Source organism: Intrasporangium sp. (genome assembly GCF_040414665.1).
In the GTDB taxonomy this organism is placed as follows: Bacteria; Actinomycetota; Actinomycetes; order Actinomycetales; family Dermatophilaceae; genus Intrasporangium.
The window spans coordinates 1-22,765 of record NZ_JBEDUL010000143.1 but is presented as its reverse complement, the minus strand read 5'-3'; the positions used below and the strand labels follow the sequence as shown (position 1 = coordinate 22,765).

Sequence of the window (22,765 nt, the reverse complement as noted above, 5' to 3'; positions counted from 1 at the left end):
CGCGCCGGCCCCGACCGCGACGTCGCCCGCCGCGGTCGCCTCGTCGGCAGGCTCGAACAGCGGCGCGTCCACCACCCACACGAAGCTCCACGCGGACTCGTCGATGAGGTCGAGCCGGCGGCCGATCTCGAGCCTGGCTGCGCCGAGCAGCGCGCGGGACGACTTGGTCGCGCCGGCGGCGAAGAAGATGCAGTCGCCGGGCCGGGCACCGACGTGCGCCGCGATCCCGGCCTTCTCGGCGTCGCTGAGGTTCTTGGCGACCCGCCCGCCGAGCTCACCGTCCTCGCCGACCAGCACGTACGCCAGCCCGCGGGCGCCGCGCTGCTTGGCCCAGTCCTGCCAGGCGTCGAGCTGCTTGCGCGGCTGGCTCGCTCCGCCGGGCATGACGACGGCGCCGACGTAGTCGGCCTGGAAGACGCGGAACGTCGTGTCCCGGAAGTACTCCGTGCACTCGACGAGCTCCTGCCCGAAGCGCAGGTCCGGCTTGTCGGTGCCGTAGCGGCGCATCGCCTCGTCGTAGGTCATCCGCTCGAACGGGGGCTCGAGCTGCACCCCGATCAGCGTCCAGATCTCGGCGATGATCGCCTCGCTCAGCTCGAGGACGTCCTCCTGCTCGACGAACGACATCTCGATGTCGAGCTGGGTGAACTCCGGCTGGCGGTCGGCGCGGAAGTCCTCGTCGCGGTAGCACCGGGCGATCTGGTAGTAGCGCTCCATGCCCGCCACCATGAGCAGCTGCTTGAACAGCTGGGGGCTCTGCGGAAGCGCGTACCAGGACCCCGGCGACAGGCGGGCCGGCACGAGGAAGTCGCGCGCTCCCTCCGGCGTGGAGCGGGTCAGCGTCGGCGTCTCGATCTCGACGAAGTCCCGCTGGCCGAGGATGCGGCGCGCGGCGGCGTTGACCTGCGAGCGCAGGCGGATCGCCGCGCCGGCCGAGCTGGCACCCGGGCGGCGCAGGTCGAGGTAGCGGTGCTTGAGGCGGGCCTCCTCGCCGACGCTGACCCGCTCGTCGATCTGGAACGGCAGCGGCGCGCTCGGGTTGAGCACCTCGAGCTCGTCCACGACGACCTCGATCTCGCCGGTCGGCAGGTCGGGGTTGGCGTTGCCCTCCGGGCGGACCCGCACCTGCCCCGTCACCTTGACGCAGTACTCGTTGCGCACGTCGTGCGCGCCACCCTGCTCGAGGACCTCGTCACGCGCGACGACCTGGGCGACGCCGCTACCGTCCCGCAGGTCGAGGAAGGCGACGCCTCCGTGATCGCGTCGTCGCGCCACCCAGCCGGTGAGGGTGACGGTCTGTCCGGAGTGGTCGGCACGCAGGGTGCCGGCCTCGTGAGTGCGGAGCACGGAGGTGTCCTTCCGATGGTGCCGGGTTCAAACGATGTGGCCGTATGCCGCTGGGCTCGGTCGCGCTCGGACAGCCTCGTCGTGCGCGGGGTCGGGCGCGGGGACGCCGACGCCCAATCCTACGGGGTGCAGCCTGCCACCCCGCGACGGTGTGACGCCGGCGGCAGTGGCCCAGCGGTACGGGACCTGTGGTGCCGACCGTCAGGTCCGGTAGGCCTTGACCGCGCCGGTCGACCGGCTCCAGACAAGGTATCCGTGCTGGAAGTTCTGTCGAACGCCGCCGCTCACCGCGTAGGGGTCGCTCTTCGGGTAACCGAGCCACGAGCGCTCGTATCCCAGCTTCGCCCAGGTGCTCCGGATGGCGCCCGTCACCGGATGTGCCCCGGTGGCGCTGCTCCAGAACAGCGATCCACCCTGGAAGTGCTGGTACCGGCCCAGACCGCTCGCGGTGTTTGCCGTGTGCGTCGTCGGGTATCGCAAGACGGACGCCTCGGCACCCATGGAGACGTACTTGGTCAGAATGGGGCCGCCGAGATATCGGGAACCGGTCGCGCCCGACCAGTAGATCGTGCCGCCCTGGAACCGGGTGAGGTACCCGTTCTTCGACGGGGTGAGCATGATGTCCGTGACCGGGTATCCGAGCCACGAGCGTTCCCACCCGAGGCTCGCGTACAGCGACCGGATGGATCCGCCCAGACGATGGGCACCGGTGCTACTGCTCCAATAGATCGAACCGCCCTGGAAGTGCTGGTACTGCCCGCCACTTGGGGTGTTCCTCGTTGGGGTGGTCGGGAACTGCAACGGAGAGCCCTCGGCACCGATGCCCAGATACTTCGCCGAGATCGGACCAGTGAGGTACTGGGCTCCCGTGCTGCCGGAGTAGTAGATCGCACCCCGCTGGAATCGGGTCTGGTACCCGGGCCGGGCTGCGGTTGGCGCGAGGTTCGTCGTGGGGTACCCGAGCAGGGACCGCTCCCAGCCGAGGCTGGCCCAGAGGTCGCGGATCACTCCGTTCACCGAGTGCGCACCTGTTGCGCTGCTCCAGAAGATCGAGCAGCCGCGCGTGAAGTGGTTGTAGTAGCCGCCCACGGGATTCGTCGGAAGTTCGTCCGTCGTCGGCACGCTGCACCAGCCTGGTCCGCCCAGCGCGGCGTAGAGCTTCCCGATGGCGCCGGTGACGAAGTGGACGCCAGCGGTGGGCGACCAGTGGGCGACGCCGCCTGCGAAGGCTTTGGAGCGGAGCGCGAGGTCGCCCTGCTCTGCACCGGTTGGCTCGCCCATCTTGGTCCGGAACGCCGCATCCGACTCGTAGCGGTCATCGATCGGTGTCCGATAGACGGCACTCAAGGTGAGGTCGGCCGGGCCGATCGTGATCGGCCGGCTCCGGCTGGTGGGACCGTCGGCCCACGAGACGAACGTCGAGAGTCCGTCGAAGCCCTTGTCCGCGGCCACCACGCTGACCGTCATGCCCTCGGTGAGCAAGGTCGAGGTGGTCTGGGTGTCCCCGATGGTGAAGGCGGCTGGCCACGTGCTCGACACCGTCACCCGGTGTTGCCGCGGCTGCACGGCGAAGTCAGAGGTGGTCGTCGCTCCATGGGAGTCGGAGGCCGAGGCAGTGAGCCACAGCTGCGTATCGCCCTCATGGCCCTCCATGGGAAGGTCGAACGTCGGCCCCTGGCCTGTGACCCCGTAGTGCTGGTGGCAGTCGGTGAGCGTGTAGCAGTGCTCGAGCCGGGAGGACCACGACACGCTGAGGCGGCCGTCCTCGGGGTCGGAGGCCGTAGCGCTCGCATGGATCACCTCGCCGACGGCATACGTGACGGCAGAGTCGGGCCAGTTCACGTTGAGCGTCGGTGAGTGGTTGGCCGGGTAGACCACCCGGGCCGACTGGGCCGACAGCCCGAGCGGATCGGTCACGGTCAGGGTCACGGTGTAGTGGTCGGGGTCAGCGGCGTAGCGATGAGTCGCAGTGACCCCGGTCGCCGCGGTCCCGTCCCCGAAGTCCCACCTGTAGGTGAGCGTGTCGCCGTTCGGGTCGAAGGACGCCTGCGCGTCGAAGGACATGGTGCGCGTGTCCGCGTTCGCGGTGCTCGTGAACGAGGGGACCGGGGCTGCATTCCCTGGTGCGTAGACGAGGCGGCGCAGCCGAGCGGCCGAGATGTCGGCGAAGACGATGTCCCCGCCTGGCCCCGCGGCGAACCGGACCGGAGCACCGACGTCGACGCCGAAGCCATCCGGTTCCGGCGCGGCCGTCAGCTCTCCGGCCGGCGAGAAGCCCAAGGTCCACAGGGTGTGGTCGACGTAGTCCGCGAAGAAGTAGCGGCCACGGTAGGCCGCGGGATAGGACGTGCCGGTGTAGACGATGCCGCCCGTCACGGCGGCGCCGCTACCGGCGTGGGGATACTCCCACAGCGGCTTCGCCGTCGTGACCCCGACGCACTCCGGCAGGTCCTTGTAGCCCGGCGCGGGCAGCGAGGCCTCCCAGCACGGCCACCCGAACGAGTACCCCGGGCGGATGAGGTCCACCTCCTCGGTGACCGAACGGCCCACGTCTCCGAGCACCGGCAGCCCGGTGCCCGGGTCGAGGCTGAACCGGAAGGGGCTGCGCAGGCCGCTTGCGAAGACAAGACTGCGGGCGGCTCTCGGGTTCGCGGGGTCGTAGAACGGGTTGTCCGGGTGACCGGACCCGTCCGGGCGGAGCCGCAGGACCTTGCCGTGCACGTCGTTGACGTCCAGGGAGCGCAGGGCCATCTTGTCCGTCACGTTGATGACGCCGTCGCCGATGCTCACCCAGATGGTCGCGTCCGGCTCGACCAGGACCGACCCGAACGTGTGCATCCAGCCGTCGGACGAGGTCTCGAGCAGCGCCCGCTCGTCGGAGAGGCCGGTCGGGAGGCCGTCTCGGTCGACGACGACGGTCCATTTGCTGAGGCGCAGGATCCCGGTCTCGCCAGACCCCGGACCGGTGCTCGGGAGGGCCCGCGCCGTGTAGATCGTGCGGCTGGACTCGTAGTCGGGCGCCACCGCCACGCTCACGAGGCCGAGGTCGCCCGTGGTGACCACGGACAAGGAAGCAATGCGCCTCGGTGTACCGCTCTTGGGCACCCACTGGACGAGCCCGTACTTGCCCACGGCGAAGAAGCTCTCGTCCGGGAGGTAGTCGAAGTCGGTCAGCAAGTCACCGGGGCCTGCTGCCGAGGGTGGTGTCATGCCGGTCGAAATGTCCTGGAGGATGAAGCCGCTCGGCAGACGCTGGGCCGCCGTCGCCTCGTGCGAGCCGACGCTGGCGACCAGCGCGGTGGTGGCGATGAGCCCGGCCACCATCAGCGCAGCGACCCGCCCCGCTCGGATCCTGCTCCGGGCGATGCCGTCCGAGGTGTGCGCCATCATCCTGATCCCCTGCCACATCGTCGTCAGCGGGCCCCGCAGCGACCACGCTAGTGCGGGGTGGGCCCTCGGCGTGGCCGAATCGCCGGAAGCGAGCAGAGGCTCCGGCGACCGGCCGCGGTGGGCGGTCCTTCGTCGCAGTCCGCCAGGAGACTGACGGGGAGGTGCACCGTCTGCACGGTAGGGCAGGGAGGCTCCTCAGCTGAGCGCGGCCACGGACTCGGCGGAGAGCGCGTCCACGACCGCGTTGAGGGCCGGGCTCGTCCCCATCGTCGAGCGCCACAGGACGCTCACGGTGCGAGCCGACACCGGCTGCGTGATCGGCACCGCCCTGACGTCGGCCGGGAGCTCACCGCGACCAAGGCGGGGCACGAGGGCGACCACCTGACCGGCGCCCACGAGGGAGACATGGGTCGCGAACTCGAGAGCGAAGTGCCGGATCCGCGGGGCGCGCCCGACGTCGGCGAACATCTTCACGAGCCACTGGTGGCAGATCGAGCCGGGGGCAACGGACACCCACTCCTCGTCCAGCACGTCCTCGACGGACAGCTCGCGATGATCCGCGAGCCGGTGGGTCTGGTGAACAATGACGTCGGCGACATCTCGGCCGACGTGCCGGACCTCGAGGTTGGCGGGGATGGCCAGCGGCAGGGGCTCCCAGTTGTGCACGACGGCAAGGTCGTGTGAACCGGCAGCGACGGCGTCGACCGCCTCCCAGGGGTCGATCTCGTCCGCCCGGAGCACGACGCCGGGCGCCTTCGCGCGAAGCCGCTCAAGGACACCGGGAAGGATGCCACGGTACGCGGTGGCGAAGACGGCGATGCGCACCGAGCCCACGGGCCGGCCTTCGATCCCGCGCACCCGAGCCTCGAGACGCTCCATCTCGGCCAACAGGTCACGCGCCGATTCGGTCAGGGACCGGCCCGCCTCCGTGAGGAGGACGCCGCGCCCCTGCCGCTCGAGCAGCTGCACGCCGGTCTGCGACTCGAGTCGCTTGATCTGCTGGGAGACCGCGCTCGGGGTGTACTCGAGCGCGGTCGCCGCGGCACCGACGGAGCCGAGTCGCTCGACCGCGACGAGGGAACGCAGCGCAACAGGATCGATCATGCAGCAACGCTACATGGTGGTCGCGACGACTATTTGATGGTCTTTCACGGTCCGCTCGCGCAGACTCGATGCCATGCGTCCCCGCCACGCCGCACTGGCCGTCCTCGTCGCCCTCATCTGGGGGAGCAACTTCGTGGCCATCCGGGTCGGGCTCGACGACGTGCCGCCCCTGCTCTTCCTCGCGATCCGCTTCGTCGTCGTCTGCATCCCCGCGGTGTTCTTCATCAAACGGCCCGCGCTGCCATGGCGTGACCTGCTGCTCATCGGCGCCTTCGTCAGCCTCGGCCAGTTCGCGTTGCTCTACGTCGGCATCCACCTCGGCATGCCGCCGGGCCTCTCCTCACTCGTGCTCCAGGCCCAAGTCCTGTTCACCGTGGTCATCGCCGCGGTCTGGCTCCGTGAGCGGCCATCCCGGCGTCAGCTGCTCGGCGTGAGCCTCGGCGCAGCCGGCCTGGTCGTCATCGCCGTGGGTCGGGGACTGAGCTCGCCGCTGCTGCCCCTTGTGGTCGTCATCCTCGCTGCCGTCTCGTGGGCCATCGGCAACGTGCTCACACGTCGGGTCGGGAAGGTGTCCGGACTGGGTCTGACGGTCTGGTCCGGGCTGGTCGTTCCCCTTCCTGCCCTCGCGCTGTCCTGGGTGATCGAGGGACCGGAGGCGATCGCCAACGGCCTGGCCGCCTTCGGCTGGGAGGCCGCCGCGTCGACGGCCTACACGGCCTACCTGTCCTCACTCGTCGGCTACGGGATCTGGAACACGCTGCTGTCGCGACACCCCGTGGCGAGCGTCACCCCGTTCGCGATGCTCGTGCCGGTCTTCGGCATGGCCGCGGCGGCCCTGGCATTCGGGGAGCGCCCAACCCTGCTCGAGCTGCTCGGCGGGCTCGTCCTCCTCGCCGGTGTGGCCACCGCGGTCCTGCTCCGCCGGCCCAGGACCAGCCGCCCCCTCACCCAGCCGAACGAACCACGTCCGACGACCGGAGGGCAGCGGGCTCGGCCGGCCGCGTCCGCTCAGACCGGGTCGCCGTCGACGTAGAACCAGCGCCCGGCGCGCCGCGTGAACCGGCTCCGCTCGTGCAGCTCGCCTGCGCCGAAAGATCCGGAGCTGCGGGCGACGAACTCGACCACGCCGGTGTCGTCGTCGGGGCCGCCGCCCTCGACACGCACGATCCGCAGGCCCAGCCAGTCGACCTTCGCGTCGACGGGCTGGCGCTCGGGGCGCGTTCGCGGATGCCACGTCCGGAAGATGTGGTCGGCGTGGTGGACCGCGTAGGCCGTGTAGCGCGATCGCATCAGCTCCTCGGCCGTGGCCGGCACACGGACTCCGTCGAGGACGGGCTCACAGCAGTCGCGGTAGGAGGCGCCTCCGCAGGGACACGATCCCGCCATGGTCACCCGCCCGCCATGGTCAGCTGCCCCGGGGAGACGACTCTCCCCCAGCTCGTTGGGCCTCCCATGCCGGCCAAGGGGCGTCCTTGGGACGCAGCGTCGCCCATCCCTCCGCCCGGGCCGCCTGAGCAGCGAGGACGCCGATGAGGGCGGCGCTGTTGCTGATGCGGGCCGCGAGGGCGGCCTCGTGCGCGTCGTCGAGGGGCACCCAGAGCGGCCGAATCGTCAGCTCCTCGGCTCGGCGCTCGTGCCGGTGCTCCCCGGACACGTCCCGCAGGTCCCGAGCGAGGAAGATCCGGACCGGCTCCGGGAAGGCGCCGGCGGAGGCGAGCTCGTCGATGAGCACGTCCCACTGTCCGGCGACGAGATCGACCTCCTCGGCGAGCTCCCGAGCGGCCGCCTGCCAGTGCGGCTCCCCCGAGACATCGAGGAGGCCGGCGGGCAGCTCCCACACGTGCCCGCGCGACGCATGCCGGTACTGGCGGATCAGCAGCACGTGGTCCACCCCGTCGAACGGCTGGAGAGCCACGACCGCCACGGCGCCGGGGTGCTGGACGTAGTCCCGGACGACGACCCCGCCGTCGCCGAGGTCGACGCGGTCACGGCGGACGTTGAAGATCAGGCCCGAGAAGGGCACCTCCGACTCGAGAACCGGTGCCGTCGTCCAGTCCTCGACGACGTCGACGAGTCCACCCCTCGGGGCCGAGAGGCTCACTCGGCGTCAGCCGGGATGGTGACGAGCGTGGGGTCGGAGAAGGTCGGCGGCTCGCCCTCGCCGAGCTCACCGAGGTGGCGCGGCCGCTCGACCTCGACGAGCCGCTCCGCCCGCTGCTGCTCCAGCGCGGCTCCGATGAGACCGGCGAAGAGGGGGTGCGCCCGGTTCGGACGGGAGAGGAACTCGGGGTGGGCCTGCGTCGACACGTAGTAGGGGTGGACGGACCGGCGCAGCTCGACGAACTCCACGAGCTGCCCGTCGGGCGACGTTCCCGAGATGACGAGCCCGGCCCCCTCGAGCTGGGTCCGATAGCCGTTGTTGACCTCGTAGCGATGACGGTGGCGTTCCCGGACCTCGGCCTGTCCATAGGCTTCCCGGACGCGGGTCCCGTCCTTGAGCGAGGCCGGGTAGAGGCCGAGCCGCATCGTGCCGCCCAGGTCGCCGGCCCCCTCGACGAACGCCTTCTGCTCCTCCATCGTCGCGATGACCGGCGCCTCGGTCTGGGGGTCGAACTCCGTCGAGGACGCCCCCTCGATCCCGAGGACGCTTCGCGCGTACTCGATGACCATGCACTGGAGGCCGAGGCAGATGCCGAGCGTCGGGACCAGGCGCTCTCGTGCCCAGGTGAGGGCACCGAGCTTCCCCTCGATCCCGCGGACACCGAAGCCCCCGGGCACGAGCACGGCGTCGACGCCGCCGAGCGATCGCTGTGCGCCCTCCGGCGTCTGGCACTCGTCGGAGGCCACCCAGCGGATCGTGACCTTGGCGTCGTGGTGGAACCCACCTGCCCGCAACGCCTCGGTGACGGACAGGTAGGCGTCCGGCAGGTCGATGTACTTGCCGACGAGTGCCACCTCGACCTCGTGCTCCGGGTCATGAACGCGCTGGAGCAGCTGGTCCCACTCGGTCCAGTCGACGTCGCGGAAGCCGAGCCCGAGCCGCCTGATGACATAGGCGTCCAGCCCCTCACGGTGCAGCACCTTGGGGATGTCATAGATGCTCGGCGCGTCGACCGCGGCGGCGACGGCGTCGACGTCGACGTCACACATGAGCGAGATCTTGCGCTTGATCGGCTCCGGGATGTCCCGGTCCGCGCGCAGCACGAGCCCGTCGGGCTGGATGCCGACCTGGCGCAGCGCCGCCACCGAGTGCTGGGTGGGCTTCGTCTTGAGCTCCCCGCTCGGCGCGATGTACGGCACGAGGGAGACGTGGAGGAAGAAGCTGTTCTCGCGGCCGATGAGGTGGCGCACCTGACGGGCCGCCTCGAGGAAGGGCAGGGACTCGATGTCGCCGACCGTGCCGCCGATCTCGGTGATGATGACGTCCGGCGCGTCCGGCGTCCCCGTGGCGAGGGCCCGCATCCGGGCCACGATCTCGTTGGTGATGTGCGGGATGACCTGGACCGTGTCGCCGAGGTATTCACCTCGCCGCTCCTTGGCGATGACGTTGTTGTAGACCTGCCCGGTCGTCACGTTGGCGGACCCGACGAGGTTGACGTCGAGGAACCGCTCGTAGTGTCCGATGTCGAGGTCGGTCTCTGCGCCGTCGTCGGTGACGAAGACCTCCCCGTGCTGGAACGGGTTCATCGTCCCCGGATCGACGTTGATGTACGGGTCGAGCTTCTGCATCGTGACGCGCAGGCCACGCGATCGAAGCAGCCGACCCAGGCTGGACGCCGTCAGGCCCTTCCCGAGCGATGAGGCGACGCCTCCGGTCACAAAGATGTGCTTCGTCGTTTCCACCACGGGCTTTAAGTCTACGTCATGGAGTGGCCCCGGCCGTGTACCGCGCCACCCAGCGGCGTGCCTCCTGCTCCGGAGACGCCCACGTCGCCGCACGGGCCCGAGCCTCGCTGGACAGGCGCCGTCGCAGGCCCTCGTCGCCGAGCAGCCGGTCGACGGCGTCGGCCACCGCACGTGAGTCGCCGACGGGGACGAGGACGCCCGCCTCCCCGATGAGGCCGGGCAGACCGCCGGTCCGAGTCGCGACGACCGGCAGGCCGGCCGCCATCGCTTCCTGCACGACGAGTGCCCGGGCCTCCCACCGGCTCGTCAGGACGAAGACGTCCGCCGCCCTCAACCAGGCCTCCACGTCCGGCTGGGCACCGACGAGATCAAGGGGTATGCCGCTGAGCTCGCTCTCCAGCGACGCGCGCAGCCGCTCGTCCCCCCCACCCACGACGACCCAGCGGGCCGGACCATGCGACGATCGCACAGCGGCGACGAGCGTCGGCAGGTCCTTCTGCGGGGCGATCCGCGCCACGGTCAGCACGAGCGGGAGGTCGCAGGCGCTCGCCGGGATCCCACGGGCGCCTCCGAGTACCTGCCGGGCCGCCCGACGCTCCGCGGGCGTGGTCACCGGGACTGCGAGCAGGCGCGGGACCGCGGGCGACGCGACGGTCGCGAGCTCGGCTCGCCGGGCACCGAGGCCCCGCGCGAGCGCCACGAGGTCGTCGCTCGCCCCGGTGACGAGCGCCGCGCGCCGCAATGCCCAGCCCAGGACGCTCCGCACCGCCCTCGGGACCACGGTGTGGGCTCGGAGCGAGCCCAGCGGCATACGGCCGTCGGGCCGGTCCGCCACGCGGCCGGGCAGGGAGTTGTGCAGGGACACGACGAAGCGGGGACGCGGCCTGGCGCGGGACACGGCCACCGCCGCGACGACGGCGGCCTGGTGTCCGTGGGCGTGGACGACGTCGACGGTGCCGGAGAGGTTCTTGAGCAGGTGCCAGTCGACGAGGCCTCGCGGTGCGGAGAGTCCGCGGTGGACGGGCCACAGCTGCTGGGCATCCGGCCAGCCGAAGGTGGCAGCCGTTGCCGCCGACGTCGCGAGCACCACCTCGTGACCCAGCGCCCTCAGGTCGCGCGTCAGCCGGTCGACATGGGCCCCGATCCCTCCGGTGGAGTCGCCGAGGACCATCAGCACCCTCATGGCCGGCTGCCGGTGTCGGCCGCCAGCGGAACCGGCTGGCGCAGCTGTCGCAGGCGACGCGCGAGACCGGGGTCAACCGCCAGGGCAACGGCGGCCAGGACGACCGCCGAGCCGACGCCGATCGCGGCACCGAGTCCGACCGCGCTGAGCAGGCCCGTTGCCACGATCCGCGTCCCGGCGACCCAGCCGAGCACGGCGGCGGCGACCGACCCCGTCAGCGCGGCTGCGATCGGTCGCCGTGGGACGGAGAGGGCCGAGCCGCCCCACACTCGTGCGACGAGCCAGGTCAGGGCGATGGCACCGCTCACGAGGCCGACGCTCGAGCCCAGGGCCAGGATCCGCAGGGCCGCCGGGCCGTCGGGCCGGTCGGGGTCGAGGACGAGGAGCGGCGTGACGGTGGTGGCCAGCCACGCGAGCCCCACGACAGTACCGGCGAGCACCGCCTTGCCGCGGACGTAGCAGGCTCGGCTCAACAGGCCGATGACCGCCAGCGCCGGGACGCTCGGCGCGAACGCAGCGAGGGACTCGGCCATCGCGCCGAGCGTCGCGCTGGACCCGTCCGCCGCATCGCCCGCGTCGAGCAGGCGGAAGAAGGTCCCGACGGGGCCCGCGACGGCGATGAGCATCGCTGCCCCGACGGCACCCACGACGAGGACCCCGAACCAGCTGTGCCGCAGTGTCGTGGTCGACGCCGACCCTGCGTGCTGCATCGCGCCGGATCGGTCCTCCGCGGCCGCGGCGCCCGCCAGGCTCGGGAAGGCAGCCGTCGCCAGGGGGACGGCGAGCACGGCATAGGGAAGCAGGGTCACCGCCTGGGCGTACGTGAAGACGTTCAGGGTGCCGACGCCGCCCCGGTCGTTCGCGAGCCGGATGACGACGAGGGTGGCCAGCTGTTGGCCGACGACGGCCAGCAGGCCGGCGATCGCGAGGGATCGGACCCGGCTGCCGACTCCGGTCGGGAAGTGCAGGCGCGGCCGTAGCCGGACACCGGCCCGACGGATGGGCGCGGTCAGGGGCAGCGCCATCGCGGCCACCCCCAGGGTCGTGCCCACCCCGAGGACGAGGACCGCCCCGCGCGGGATCGCGGCGATCTCGGCGGAGGGGTCCGACACGAGCGACCCGTAGGTGAGGTACGTCGCGATGACGACAAGGCTGGACAACAGCGGCGCGAGGGCTGCGGCCACGAACCTGCGGTGCGCCTGCAGGATCCCCGCGAGGACGATGGCGACACCGTAGAGGGGCAGCTGGATGGCGAAGATGGCGAGGAACTCGGCGCCGAGTCCGACCGCCGCCGCCTGACCGGTGCCGAGCAGGGCCGAGGCGATCGGCCGTGCCGCGAGCAGGACGATGGCACCGAGCGGCAGCAGCACGGCCAGCGCCCAGGTCAGCAGCGCCGAGGCCGTCTCGTGGGCGGATCGTTGGTCCGCGCGCGCGAGTGCCCCAGCCACGAGGGGCACCGCCACCGCGGCCAGGACGCCGCCTGCGGCGATCTCGAAGATGACGTTGGGGACGGCGTTGACCGACTGGTAGACCGTCCCGACGGGCGTCGCACCGACGGAGTGCGAGAAGCTGAGCCAGCGACCGAAACCGACGATCCGGGCCAGCAGCGTGATCGCCGCGATAGACCCTGCCGCCGCGACCACGCTCCGCGTGACGATGGGCACCGATCCTCCGCGTCCGGTGTCCGCGTCGGGAGTCGATGGGGTCGGGGAGGTCATGGGGTCGGGGAGGTCGTCGGGGAGGTCATGGACGAGCCCGGCCCCAGTCGTCGAGGCGACGCAGGACGTCGTTGCCCTCGATGACCGAGCTGAAGCTGATCCGCTCGGAGGCGAGGGTCAGCCCCGTCAGCAGCGTCAGGGCGACGAACCTGCCTCGCAGCCCGCAGCGCTCGACAAGGGCCAGTCCGGCCAGGGCGCCCGCGGCGTTGGCTCCGGTATCGCCGAGCATCGACACTCCGGCCAGGTCGTCCTCGATGACGCCGGCGGAGGCGCCGAGAGCCGAGCCGGCGGAGGTGGAGCCGGCGATCGCGAGCGGGGCCGCGCCGGCCAGGACGACCTTGAGCGCCCGCCCCGGCCGCAGGTCGAAGAGGTTGACGACATTCGCGGCCGCGGCGACGACCGCTCCCCCGACGAGGGTCTCGATGACGGCCAGTCCGGCCCGTCCCCCGCCTCTCGCGCCGGACACGCCGGTGGGGCCTGCGACGCGATCGGTGAGCAGGACGCCAACCAGCCCGGTCACGGCCAACCCGGCGATCTTGACCGCCCCGGTCGTCAGCTCACCCCGGCGGAGCGCGCCGAGGTGCCCCTTGATCCCCTTGCGGGAGGCCGAGCCGGCCAGGTCGTCCAGGGCTCCCAGGGCGCCGCTCGCAACGGTGACGACGAGAGCCGCTGCAGGAGAGGACCGGACGGCTGCCGCTGGCTCGTCGCGGTCGAGCGCCTCGAGCAGGGCCGCGGTTCCGATCCCGGACACCGCGCCGGCCAGCCAGGCGGGGCCCTCCAGGAGGGTCAGCGGACGACCGGCGTAGTTGGTCCGTTCCCAGGGCTGCCTGATCCGCCGGGGCAGGCGGGCTGCGAGGCGTCGCGTCGCCGCGGACCCGGCAGCTCCGCCCGCCGCGGCAGCGGCAGAGCGGACCACCGCCCGGGCACGTGGCCTCACGGAGCCACCCGCGGCACCGCCGCCGTGGCTCCCTCCGCCGTCCCGTAGTGGCCCACGTCTCCAGCGAGCTCCGCCTTCAGCGCGAGCACGACGATGGCCGGTCCCGCTGCGTCGCTCGCGTGGTCGACGGTCGAGATGAGCCCGGCGATGGCCTCCACCTTGCGGACGGCCGCGACGGCGTCCGAGGAGATCCGCTGCCCGGAGGAGACCGCCGGCTCGGGTCCTGCGACGACCGCTCCTGCGGAGTTCTCCGCCACGATGCGGGCGAGGGTCCGGATCGTCTCCGACCGAGCTTGGACCTCGGTCTCGTCACCGGTGAAGGACCCGGAGACGATCACGGCGAGGTCGGCCGGCTCCGGCTCGTCCGTTGAGGACTCGACCAGTCCGGCGCGGGTGAGGGTCTCCAGTGCAGCGGTGCGCGACTCGGAGGCGGACACGACGTCCTTGCTCACCGCGAGGCGGGCGAGCACCTCGGCGAGGAGCGCATCCCCCGTGAGCGCCGACACCATGCCCAAGGTCGAGGCGGCCGCCTTCGCCGCGTCCGCTCGATCCGGCGCGCGCGCCGGATCGAACCATTCGCCGTTGACCGTCAGCGTTGGTCCCAGCGTCGCCCCACTGTTCCGCACCGCTTCCTCGACGAGGTCGGCCAGGCTGCCCTCGGCCGAGGGCAGCCTGATGATGGCGACCTTGTGACCTGCCAGGGCCCCGTCGATGACCCGGCCTGACACCGCCGTCGCGTACTCGTCGCCGGCCGCGACCCTCGCCTCGCTCGCCGCCAGCCGGTCGTTGAGGTCCTGTTTCTCGGTCCGCAACGCCGACACCTGGTCGGTGAGCTGCGACCCGAGGTTGCCCTGGAGCGGGCCGGCGCCGAGGACGATTCCGACCGCAAGGGCCAGGAAGATCGAGATGATGGAGACCACGTGGTACCGGAAGTCGATCACGTGACGATCCCCACGATCCAGGTCCACACGTCATCCCAGCGGGCGGCGATGACCTGCAGCCATGCCTGACCGGCGGGAGTGGCGGAGACCGCGGCGAAGAGCGCGAGCATGCCGACGAGGAGCATCACGACGAGCATGCGGGCCGGGATGCGCGCCTGGTAGAGCCGGCTCACGCCCTTGGCATCGACGAGCTTGCCGCCCACCCTGAGTCGGGTGAGGAAGGTCGATGCCTGGCCATCCCGGCCCTTGTCGAGGAACTCGACCAGCGTCACGTGGGTCCCGACGGCCACGATGAGCTCGGCACCCGCGTCGTCGGCAAGCAGCAGTGCGACGTCCTCGCTGGTGCCGGCAGCGGGAAAGACGACCGGCTTGATGCCGAGTGCCTCGACCCGGGCCAGCCCGGGCGCCCTGCCGTCGCGGTACGCGTGCACGACGATCTCCGCGCCCGATCTCAGGGCGCGATCCGAGACGGAGTCCATGTCGCCGACGATGAGGTCAGGTCGGTAGCCGGACTCGAGGATGGCGTCGGCGCCGCCGTCGACGCCGATGAGGAGGGGCCGGTACTCCCGGATGTAGGGGCGCAGAGTCTGCAGATCCTCGCGGTAGTGGTAGCCCCGCACCACGACGAGCGTGTGCCGCCCGTGAATCCTGGTCCGGATGGGCGGGATCCCGATCCCGTCGAGCAGCAGCTCGCGCTCCTTGCGGATGTACTCCATGGTGTTCGTCGCGAAGGCCTCGATCTGAACCGCCAGTCCCGCACGGGCCTCGTGCATCTGGGCCTGGATCGCCTCGGCGTCGAGGAGCTGACCCGACGAGATCCGCGTGTCACCCCGCCAGAGCTCCTGGCCGTCCAGCCGCAGCGAGTCACCGTCGTGGAGCTGCAGGACGGACGGCCCAACGGCGTCGAGCAGCGGCACGCCGGCCTCGTTGAGGATCTGTGGCCCCACGTTGGGATAGCGGCCGGAGATCGAGGCCGAGGCGTTGACGACGGCGGCCGGCCTTGCGGCAACAAGTGCGTCCGCGCTCACCTTGTCGAGGTCCTCGTGGTCGATGACCGCGATGTCCCCGGGTCGCAGCCGCTTCGTCAGGTTCTTCGTCCGGCGATCCACCCGGGCAGGGCCCATCACCCCGGGACGCGAGGTGGGGAAGTGCGCACGACGGCGGAGAGACATGGCCATGGTTGCCCCCATCGTGCCACGTCAGTCTGGGGGCCACCCACCGGCGAACCCTCGCCGCAGACAACGAAACGGAGTCGTTCAGGCAGCCCCGACGCGCGAGCCACGCAGCGCATCGGCCTGCTCGAGCAGCTCTCGCGCGTGCGCGAGACCCGCCTCCGAGTCCGCGTGACCGCCCATCATCCGGGACAGCTCGCGGAGCCGGTCGGCACCATCGACCACGGTCACGTTGCTCGAGGTGATCGCTCCGTCATCGGACTTGTGGACGACCAGGTGCCGGTCGGCGAACGCCGCGACCTGGGCCAGGTGGGTCACGACGATGACCTGCGCCTGCTCGGCGAGAGCGGCCAACCGGGCACCGACGTCGATGGCGGCACGCCCACCCACGCCGGCGTCGACCTCGTCGAAGACGAAGGTCGGCGGCGTGCCGGGCCGTCGCGCCGCCGTGCCGTCGGGAGCGCCGGTGGTCGAGCCGACCACCTCGAGGGCGAGCATGACTCGGGACAGCTCACCCCCCGAGGCGGCCTTGGCGACACTCCGCGGGGCGGCGCCGGCGTTGGCGGCCAGCAGGATCTCGACGTCGTCGGCGCCGTGCCTCGCGATCCGGACCCGTTCACCCGAAGGGAGCGGCAGCCCGTCCTCAGCAGTGCGCTGCTCGACCCGGACCTCCACGACTGCCTTGCCCATCGCGAGATGGGACAGCTCCGCCGATACCCGCGCTGCGAAGTCGGTGGCCGCGGCCCGACGTGCGGCGGTGAGCTCCGATGCCGCCTCCACGAGATCGCTGGTGAGCTCGCCGAGCCGGGCGTGGAGGATCTCGACCCGATCGTCCGCAGTCAGGAGAGCGTCGAGGCGCGCCGCCGCGTCCCGCGACCAGTCGAGCACCTCATCGACCGTCTCACCGTACTTGCGGGTGAGCACCGCCAGAGCCGCCCGGCGCTCCTGGACGTGCTCGAGGCGCTGTGGGTCGAGCTCCACGTCCTCGAGGTAGGCCGTCAGGTCGGCCGCCAGATCGGTCACGAGGGTGGCGACCTCGTCGAGTCGGGAGTCGAGCGCACCAAGCCGCTCGTCGTGGAGGGCCCCGTGCGACAGCGCAGACCTGGCCGACCCGATGAGGTCACGGACGTTGGGAGCCGGCTCAGCGGCATACTCATCCCCGCTGAGGTCGGCCAGGGCGCGGCCGGCCGCCAGCCTGAGGCTGTCCGCGTGCGCGAGGCGCTCGTCCTCGGCCCGCAGCGCGACGTCCTCCCCGGGCTGCGGGTCGACCGCCTCGATCTCCTCGAGTGACGCGGTCAGCGAGTCGATGGTCCGAGCCCGCTCGCGCGACTCCCCCGCCAGCCGTTCGTGCTCGGCGCGTGCGGCCCGCCATTCGTCGTGGAGGCTCGCGACCCGGTCCCGCAACGCGACCACCTCGGGACCGCCGAAGTCATCGAGCACCTCACGATGAGCCTCTCCCTGCTTCAGCCGCCACTGGTCCGCCTGGCCGTGGACCGCGACGAGATGGCGTCCGAGCTCGGCCAGCACCCCGACGGGGGCGGTGCGGCCGCCGACGTGAGCCCGCGAACGCCCGGACGCGGTGATGGTCCGCGCGATGACGAGCTCGCCGTCCTCGTGCTCCGCCCCGGCTTCGTCCGCCCGCTCGAGCGCCGGATGACCGATCGGCAGCTGGACAACGCCCTCGACGAGGGCCTGGTCCGCACCCGTCCGGACCAGTCCCGAGTCGGCCCGCTCTCCGAGGAGCAGGCCCAGGCCCGACACGACCATGGTCTTGCCGGCACCGGTCTCACCCGTCAGCACGTTGAGGCCAGGGCTCAGGTCGAGGACGGCATCGTCAATGACGCCGACCCCTCGAATCCTCATCTGGCTGAACACGGGACCACCTTAGGGCCGGGCCCCCTCCGCGCCGTGCGTGTCGTCCACGTCACCCGCGCGTGTCTGCTCCCGTGCGTCCGATGCGGCTGGCCGCTGGGCGGGCCGCGGCGTGGGACCTGCCCCGGTCGGCTGGCTGCGGATCCAGAGGTCCGACCGGGGCGAGGCGCCGGCCATGGGCCGGGCCCGGGTCCCGTCGCCGCGCCAACCCCGAACCGGGAGATTGAACTTCGCCACGAGCCGGTCGGTGAACGGAGCGGACGTCAGGCGCGCCAGCCGGACCGGACGAATTCCGCGGCGCACCTCGATGCGCGCACCGGGAGGGAGGTCGATGTGACGACGTCCGTCACACCACATGATGCCCATGACGTCGGTCCCCGTGCGCAGCTCGATCGCAACGTGTGAGTCCGGCCCCAGCACGAGCGGACGAGCGAAGAGCGCGTGAGCGGAGTTGGGGACCAGCAGCATCGCCTCCACCTGCGGCCAGACAACCGGCCCACCCGCCGAGAAGGCGTAGGCCGTGGACCCGGTGGGCGTCGAGACGATGAGGCCGTCACCGCCCCAGCTCGAGAGCGGCCGACCGTCAACCTCGATGGTCAGCTCCAGCATGCGCTCGCGAGATGCCTTCTCCACGCTGACCTCGTTGAGGGCCCAGCTGCTCGCCACGATCTCGCCGTCGAACTTCGCGTCGACGTGGAGCGTCATCCGCTCGTCCACGGCGTACTGGCGGTTGGCGATGTGCTCGACCGTCGCGTCGAGGTCGTCACGCTCCGCCTCGGCGAGGAAGCCGACGTGTCCGAGGTTGACCCCCAAGAGTGGGATGTCCACGCTCCGCGCGAACTCCGCGCCACGCAGGATCGTCCCGTCCCCTCCGAGGACGACGACGAGGTCGCATCCCTCCGCGACCGTCTCCTCCGCGACCATCGCCTCGGTCGCGATGTGGACCCGGTTGCTGTGCTTGAGGTCGAGCACCTTTGCCTCGTCGGCCTGGAGCGACACCTCGATCCCGAGGTCCGTGAGCCGATCGATGACGCCCTTGGCGACGGTGAGCGCCTCGGGCCGACGGGGGTGCGCCACGAGCAGGATGCGGCGGTTCACGGGTCTTCCTCCTGGCGGCCGATGGAGTCCAGCATGTCATCCGCGGACAGGCCCGCGGCGGTGACGCGGCGTGGGACGAGCCACAGGAGGAACTCGACGTTGCCCTCACCGCCCCGGATCGGGCTCGGAGCCGCCGCACGGATGCCCAGGCCCAGCCGCGTCGACGTCTCGTGGACGGTGCGCAGCACGCGACGCCGCTCATGGGGCGAGGTGACGACGCCGCTGCGAGCCAACCGCTCGCGGCCGACCTCGAACTGGGGTTTGACCAGCACGACGAGGTCGCCACTGTCGGCGACGAGGGACCGAATCGCCGGAAGCGCAACGGTGAGCGAGATGAAGCTGAGATCGCACACGACGAGGTCGAACGGTCCGCCGAGTGATGCGGCGTCGACGTCCCGGATGTTCGTGCCCGGCAGGTCGATGACTCGCGGATCACCCGCCAGCTGCGTCGCCAGCTGGCCGTGGCCCACGTCGAGTGCCGTCACCTCGCTGGCTCCCCGTTCGAGCAGGACCTGGGTGAAGCCTCCCGTGCTCGCGCCGACGTCGAGGCAGCGTCGGCCGACCACCTCGATCGGCCAGAGCTCGAGGGCGCGCAGCAGCTTGAGGGCCGCTCGACCGACCCAGGGGTCGACCTCGCGGGTCAGCGCGATGACGGCGGCATCCGATATCTGGTGGCTGGGCTTGCCCACGACCTGCTCGTCGACGAGCACGACGCCGTCGCGGATGAGTTCTCCGGCCTGGGCCCGCGACCGGGCAAGGCCCCGAGCCACGAGAGCGGCGTCGAGTCGGCTCCGGGTCACGCGCCACCGAGGTCGTTGAGGCGGGACTGGAGATCGGTGAGGGCGCGCTCGCCCGCGCCGATCCGATCGGCAAGCGTGGCGTCCTGGGCCGATGCCAGGTCGGCGAGGACTGCGTCGATGGCCGCGTCACCGGTCACCGGTGCCTCTGGTGCGGGGGGCCCCGAGGTGACCCGATCCTCGAACTCGGTGCTCATCGTGCCTCCCTGCTGTGCTCTCGCCCGGTCAAGCGAGGTGGCGGCGACTCGTCCCGCTGCCACGTCCACCAGTCACCGTAGCGGTTACGACGACCCGGTTCGGTCCAGCAGGCCGTCGAGCTGCGCGGCCAGCCGCTCGAGCTCACGGGACCCGAGGGTCCCGCCCTCGACGGTGGCGAGCAGGGCCGCCAGCCCGGCTCGAACGAGCTCGACTGGACGTGCGGCACCTGGGACGACGTCCAGACCTCCCGCGGACAGTGCCACGCGGCCACCGGCACACGTCCACCCACCAGCGGACGCCGACACAGCGGCATACGGCTGCTCGAGCTCGCTCAAGCTGCCGAGGACCCACGTCGGCACGCCGTCCTCGTGGCGACGCAGGAGCTCGCTGGGAAGGTCCACGCCGGTGAGCAGCCAGGCCGAGTCGAGTCCCGCGGCCACCGCGCCTGCGATGTCGGTGTCGAGCCGATCGCCGACGGCCAAGGTCGTCTCCGGGGCCGTGCCGAGCCGCTCAACTGCCGCGCGATAGAGCGGCGCGTGGGGCTTGCCGACCACCGTTGGCTCGCGGCCGAGGGCGGCCGCAAGCAGGGCGACGTACGCCCCGTTGCCGGGCGCGAGCCCCCACTCCAGGGGAAGCGTCGAGTCCGCGTTGCTCGCCACCCACACCGCGCCGCTGGCCAGGTGTCTGGCCGCGTTCTCGAAGTCGCCGACCGTGAGCTCCCGGCCGAGACCCTGGAGGACGGCGTCGACCGGCCCCGTGCTCGCGGGGGACCCCGGCAGGACAGCGTCCAGACCGGTCTCGGCCAGGGCTGCGGCGACTCCCGGTCCGCCGAGCGCGAGGACGCGCGAGCCCGGCGCGATCAGGGTCGCAAGCGCTGCGGCCCCCGCCTGCGCACTTGTCACGACGTCGGCTGCGGTGACCGGCAGGCCGAGCGAGGTGAGATGCTCAGCGACCTCGCCGGGCAGACGAGAAGCGTTGTTCGTGGCGTAGACGATCCGTACTCCACGGGCGGCCAGGCGTTGCAGGGCAGCCGGGGCACCCGGCACCGCCCCGGCTCCCCGATAGACGACGCCGTCGAGGTCACAGACGATGCCGTCGTAGGCGTCCCGAATGGGGCCCTCCGACGCCCGTGCGAAGGGGGTTGCGCCGGTTGACGTGCGCTCAGAGGTTCGGCTGTCGTCGCCCATGCGGTGTCCCGCCAGCTCAGCCCTGCACGGACTCGGGATCGACCTCGTCCTCCTCGGGCGACAGGTCCATGACCTCGGCGCCATCGAGCTCGTCGAGCCGCTCGGCCGCATCGGTCGTCAGCTCGTGGTCGGCGTCGGCAGCGCGGGCGAACCACTCCCGCGCCTCGCCAGGCTCGCCCGCCGCCAGTTTGGCGTCGGCGTAGGCGTAGTAGAGGCGCGCGGCCGACGGGCGATTCGGGCTGAGGCGCCGGACCAGGTCCGAGAGCCCCGCCGCTGCAGCCTCCACCTGGCCCAGGTCGCGTCGAATCCCCGAGACGACGATGGCCAGCTCGACCCGGTCGTCGATGGCCAGGTTCGCGGCCTCCTCGCTCTGGGCCAGCTCGAGCGCCTTGACGTGGCGACCAAGGGCCCGCTCGCAGTCCACCATGAGCGGCAGCAGGTGGTGCGAGCCGGACAGGCGGCGCACCGTCCGGAACTCACTGAGCGCCCGGGCCCAGTCACCCATGCGATAGGCCACCAGCCCCAGGGCCTCCCTCGCCGCGGGAACCCGGCCGGCCCGGCGCACCGCCGTCTCGGCATGCGCCAGCGCCGCCTCCGGGTCCACGTCAAGCAGCTCGGCGACCATGACGAGGTGCTGCGCGACGCCCTCGGCGTTCTCCTTCGACAGTGTCCGGAGCTGGTTCTTGACGCCACGGTCGACCTCGTGCCCCGTGACTCCCTCCCGGATCGCTGGCTCCGGCTTGCGCGGAGACTTCGGCGTCAGTCTCGGACCACCGCGGCGCTCCTCGGGGCCCGGCCGCCCGCCACGGCCCTGGCCGGAGTCCCGGTACTCGTCACGCCGTCCACCGCGAGGGGAGCGAGGCGCCGCTGAACTGGACGCTCGGCCCCGCGATCCCGCACTGCGCCCCTCGCCGCGGGGCGCATCGCGCCGGTCATCGCGCCGACCATGGGACCGCTCGCTGCGTCCCTCACTTCGGGGCGCATCGCGCCGATCATCGCGCCGGCCGTAGGACCGCTCCGTGCTCCCATCACGCCGGTCATCACGTCGGCCGTCGCGGCGGTCAACCCCGTCGCGTCCCTGACCAGTTCCGTACGGGCGCTTGCCGGATCGCGTCGAGCCGGAGCCACGCGAGTCCTTGCCTCCCGCCGAACCCGCCCCTCGGGTGGGGCGAGGCCCCTTGGCCTGCCCGGAACGGCCGTCGTCACGACGCGGGCGGGACTCGTCTCGCCTCGCGCGGTCGCCTCGCCGGTCATCGTTCCTGTCCCGGTCGTCGCTCATGACGTCATCCTTCTCCCTCGGACCGCATTCGCGCCACACGAGCTGCGTCCCCGAAAACAAAAAAGGCGCCCCGGACGAAATCAATGAGTCTCGTCCAGGGCGCCTTGTGAAAAGTGTGTCCGGCTGCGTCCTACTCTCCCACACCGTCACCAGTGCAGTACCATCGGCGCTGAAGGGCTTAGCTTCCGGGTTCGGAATGGGGCCGGGCGTTTCCCCTTCGCTATGACAGCCGAAACTCTATGGAGATATCAAATGTGTGGGTGTGTCCCGTTTGTATCTCGGGAACTGCACAGTGGACGCGTAGCATCTTTGTTGTCAAGTTATCGGCTTATTAGTACCGGTCAGCTCCACACATTGCTGTGCTTCCACGTCCGGCCTATCAACCCAGTCGTCTAGCTGGGAGCCTCTCGCCCTCGCGGGCCTGGAAACCTCATCTTGAAACGTGCTTCCCGCTTAGATGCTTTCAGCGGTTATCACTTCCGAACGTAGCTAATCAGCGGTGCTCTTGGCAGAACAACTGACACACCAGAGGTTCGTCCATCCCGGTCCTCTCGTACTAGGGACAGCCTTTCTCAAGTTTCCTACGCGCACAGCGGATAGGGACCGAACTGTCTCACGACGTTCTAAACCCAGCTCGCGTACCGCTTTAATGGGCGAACAGCCCAACCCTTGGGACCTACTCCAGCCCCAGGATGC

Annotated in this window: 18 protein-coding genes and 2 rRNA genes; 1 reads left to right on the top strand and 19 read right to left on the bottom strand. The window is 71.4% G+C overall.

The features are described 5' to 3' along the window. The 3 genes from aspS to ABF401_RS15030 form a co-directional block, all read right to left on the bottom strand. Positions 1 to 1,347: aspartate--tRNA ligase (gene aspS / locus ABF401_RS15040; protein ID WP_353510382.1), on the bottom strand; the 1,347-nt coding region annotated here is incomplete at its 3' end. Between the two features lie 201 nt (positions 1,348 to 1,548). Then, a complete protein-coding gene (locus tag ABF401_RS15035; RefSeq protein ID WP_353510381.1) occupies positions 1,549 to 4,737 on the bottom strand; it encodes a PQQ-dependent sugar dehydrogenase in 3,189 nt (1,062 codons plus the stop codon). A 195-nt stretch (positions 4,738 to 4,932) separates the two neighbouring features. Then, complete coding sequence (locus ABF401_RS15030; RefSeq protein ID WP_353510380.1) at positions 4,933 to 5,841, bottom strand: LysR family transcriptional regulator; 909 nt, start codon at positions 5,839 to 5,841, stop codon at positions 4,933 to 4,935. 73 nt (positions 5,842 to 5,914) lie between these two features. Here ABF401_RS15030 and ABF401_RS15025 point away from each other — a divergent pair, with 73 nt between their 5' ends. After that, complete coding sequence (locus tag ABF401_RS15025; protein WP_353510379.1) at positions 5,915 to 6,874, top strand: EamA family transporter; 960 nt, start codon at positions 5,915 to 5,917, stop codon at positions 6,872 to 6,874. Here ABF401_RS15025 and ABF401_RS15020 read toward each other — a convergent pair. The 16 genes from ABF401_RS15020 to ABF401_RS14945 form a co-directional block, all read right to left on the bottom strand. Further along, positions 6,850 to 7,155: a YchJ family protein gene (locus ABF401_RS15020; RefSeq protein ID WP_353510378.1), complete on the bottom strand. Its 306-nt coding sequence runs from the start codon at positions 7,153 to 7,155 to the stop codon at positions 6,850 to 6,852. The two genes, ABF401_RS15025 and ABF401_RS15020, sit on opposite strands and share 25 nt — an antisense overlap. A 91-nt stretch (positions 7,156 to 7,246) precedes the next feature. Beyond that, positions 7,247 to 7,942, bottom strand: a complete 696-nt coding sequence (locus ABF401_RS15015) for an NUDIX domain-containing protein (RefSeq protein WP_353510377.1) — start codon at positions 7,940 to 7,942, stop codon at positions 7,247 to 7,249. Beyond that, positions 7,939 to 9,687 carry a CTP synthase gene (pyrG, locus tag ABF401_RS15010; RefSeq protein WP_353510376.1) on the bottom strand — a complete coding sequence of 583 codons (1,749 nt, stop codon included), beginning with the start codon at positions 9,685 to 9,687 and terminating at the stop codon, positions 7,939 to 7,941. The genes ABF401_RS15015 and pyrG overlap by 4 nt, the downstream gene beginning before the upstream one ends. A gap of 16 nt (positions 9,688 to 9,703) precedes the next feature. After that, the gene (locus ABF401_RS15005) at positions 9,704 to 10,870 is read right to left on the bottom strand and encodes a glycosyltransferase family 4 protein (RefSeq protein ID WP_353510375.1); all 1,167 of its coding nucleotides are present in this window, start codon (positions 10,868 to 10,870) and stop codon (positions 9,704 to 9,706) included. Beyond that, a complete protein-coding gene (gene murJ / locus ABF401_RS15000) occupies positions 10,867 to 12,534 on the bottom strand; it encodes a murein biosynthesis integral membrane protein MurJ (RefSeq protein ID WP_353510374.1) in 1,668 nt (555 codons plus the stop codon). The genes ABF401_RS15005 and murJ overlap by 4 nt, the downstream gene beginning before the upstream one ends. Positions 12,535 to 12,613: 79 nt before the next feature. Then, positions 12,614 to 13,525 (bottom strand): hypothetical protein, encoded by a 912-nt coding sequence (locus ABF401_RS14995; protein WP_353510373.1) that lies wholly within the window; start codon positions 13,523 to 13,525, stop codon positions 12,614 to 12,616. Then, a complete protein-coding gene (locus ABF401_RS14990; protein ID WP_353510372.1) occupies positions 13,522 to 14,466 on the bottom strand; it encodes a copper transporter in 945 nt (314 codons plus the stop codon). The genes ABF401_RS14995 and ABF401_RS14990 overlap by 4 nt, the downstream gene beginning before the upstream one ends. Further along, positions 14,463 to 15,644: a putative cytokinetic ring protein SteA gene (gene steA / locus ABF401_RS14985; protein ID WP_353510371.1), complete on the bottom strand. Its 1,182-nt coding sequence runs from the start codon at positions 15,642 to 15,644 to the stop codon at positions 14,463 to 14,465. The genes ABF401_RS14990 and steA overlap by 4 nt, the downstream gene beginning before the upstream one ends. A gap of 78 nt (positions 15,645 to 15,722) precedes the next feature. Next, positions 15,723 to 17,513 (bottom strand): DNA repair protein RecN, encoded by a 1,791-nt coding sequence (gene recN, locus ABF401_RS14980; protein ID WP_353510370.1) that lies wholly within the window; start codon positions 17,511 to 17,513, stop codon positions 15,723 to 15,725. A 9-nt stretch (positions 17,514 to 17,522) separates the two neighbouring features. Then, positions 17,523 to 18,608 carry an NAD kinase gene (locus tag ABF401_RS14975; protein ID WP_353510369.1) on the bottom strand — a complete coding sequence of 362 codons (1,086 nt, stop codon included), beginning with the start codon at positions 18,606 to 18,608 and terminating at the stop codon, positions 17,523 to 17,525. Continuing rightward, entirely contained in the window at positions 18,605 to 19,408 is an 804-nt protein-coding gene (locus tag ABF401_RS14970) for a TlyA family RNA methyltransferase (RefSeq protein WP_353510368.1), read from the bottom strand. Before ABF401_RS14970 ends, ABF401_RS14975 begins: the two co-directional genes overlap by 4 nt. Continuing rightward, positions 19,405 to 19,602: a hypothetical protein gene (locus tag ABF401_RS14965; protein ID WP_353510367.1), complete on the bottom strand. Its 198-nt coding sequence runs from the start codon at positions 19,600 to 19,602 to the stop codon at positions 19,405 to 19,407. Before ABF401_RS14965 ends, ABF401_RS14970 begins: the two co-directional genes overlap by 4 nt. Positions 19,603 to 19,686: 84 nt before the next feature. Beyond that, a complete protein-coding gene (locus tag ABF401_RS14960; protein WP_353510366.1) occupies positions 19,687 to 20,790 on the bottom strand; it encodes an HAD-IIA family hydrolase in 1,104 nt (367 codons plus the stop codon). Between the two features lie 16 nt (positions 20,791 to 20,806). Continuing rightward, positions 20,807 to 22,069 carry a tetratricopeptide repeat protein gene (locus ABF401_RS14955; RefSeq protein ID WP_353510365.1) on the bottom strand — a complete coding sequence of 421 codons (1,263 nt, stop codon included), beginning with the start codon at positions 22,067 to 22,069 and terminating at the stop codon, positions 20,807 to 20,809. Between the two features lie 117 nt (positions 22,070 to 22,186). Next, a 5S ribosomal RNA gene (rrf, locus tag ABF401_RS14950) occupies positions 22,187 to 22,303 on the bottom strand. A gap of 77 nt (positions 22,304 to 22,380) precedes the next feature. Next, positions 22,381 to 22,765, bottom strand: a 23S ribosomal RNA gene (locus tag ABF401_RS14945); the annotation flags it as partial.

What these genes read in the sequence shown, in the direction of transcription:
- ABF401_RS15030 (WP_353510380.1), bottom strand. Translation starts at nt 5,841, where the DNA reads ATGATCGATCCTGTTGCGCTGCGTTCCCTCGTCGCGGTCGAGCGACTC.
- ABF401_RS15025 (WP_353510379.1), top strand. Translation starts at nt 5,915, where the DNA reads ATGCGTCCCCGCCACGCCGCACTGGCCGTCCTCGTCGCCCTCATCTGG.
- ABF401_RS14955 (WP_353510365.1), bottom strand. Translation starts at nt 22,069, where the DNA reads ATGAGCGACGACCGGGACAGGAACGATGACCGGCGAGGCGACCGCGCG.
- ABF401_RS15035 (WP_353510381.1), bottom strand. Translation starts at nt 4,737, where the DNA reads ATGATGGCGCACACCTCGGACGGCATCGCCCGGAGCAGGATCCGAGCG.
- ABF401_RS15005 (WP_353510375.1), bottom strand. Translation starts at nt 10,870, where the DNA reads ATGAGGGTGCTGATGGTCCTCGGCGACTCCACCGGAGGGATCGGGGCC.
- steA (WP_353510371.1), bottom strand. Translation starts at nt 15,644, where the DNA reads ATGGCCATGTCTCTCCGCCGTCGTGCGCACTTCCCCACCTCGCGTCCC.
- ABF401_RS14965 (WP_353510367.1), bottom strand. Translation starts at nt 19,602, where the DNA reads ATGAGCACCGAGTTCGAGGATCGGGTCACCTCGGGGCCCCCCGCACCA.
- ABF401_RS14960 (WP_353510366.1), bottom strand. Translation starts at nt 20,790, where the DNA reads ATGGGCGACGACAGCCGAACCTCTGAGCGCACGTCAACCGGCGCAACC.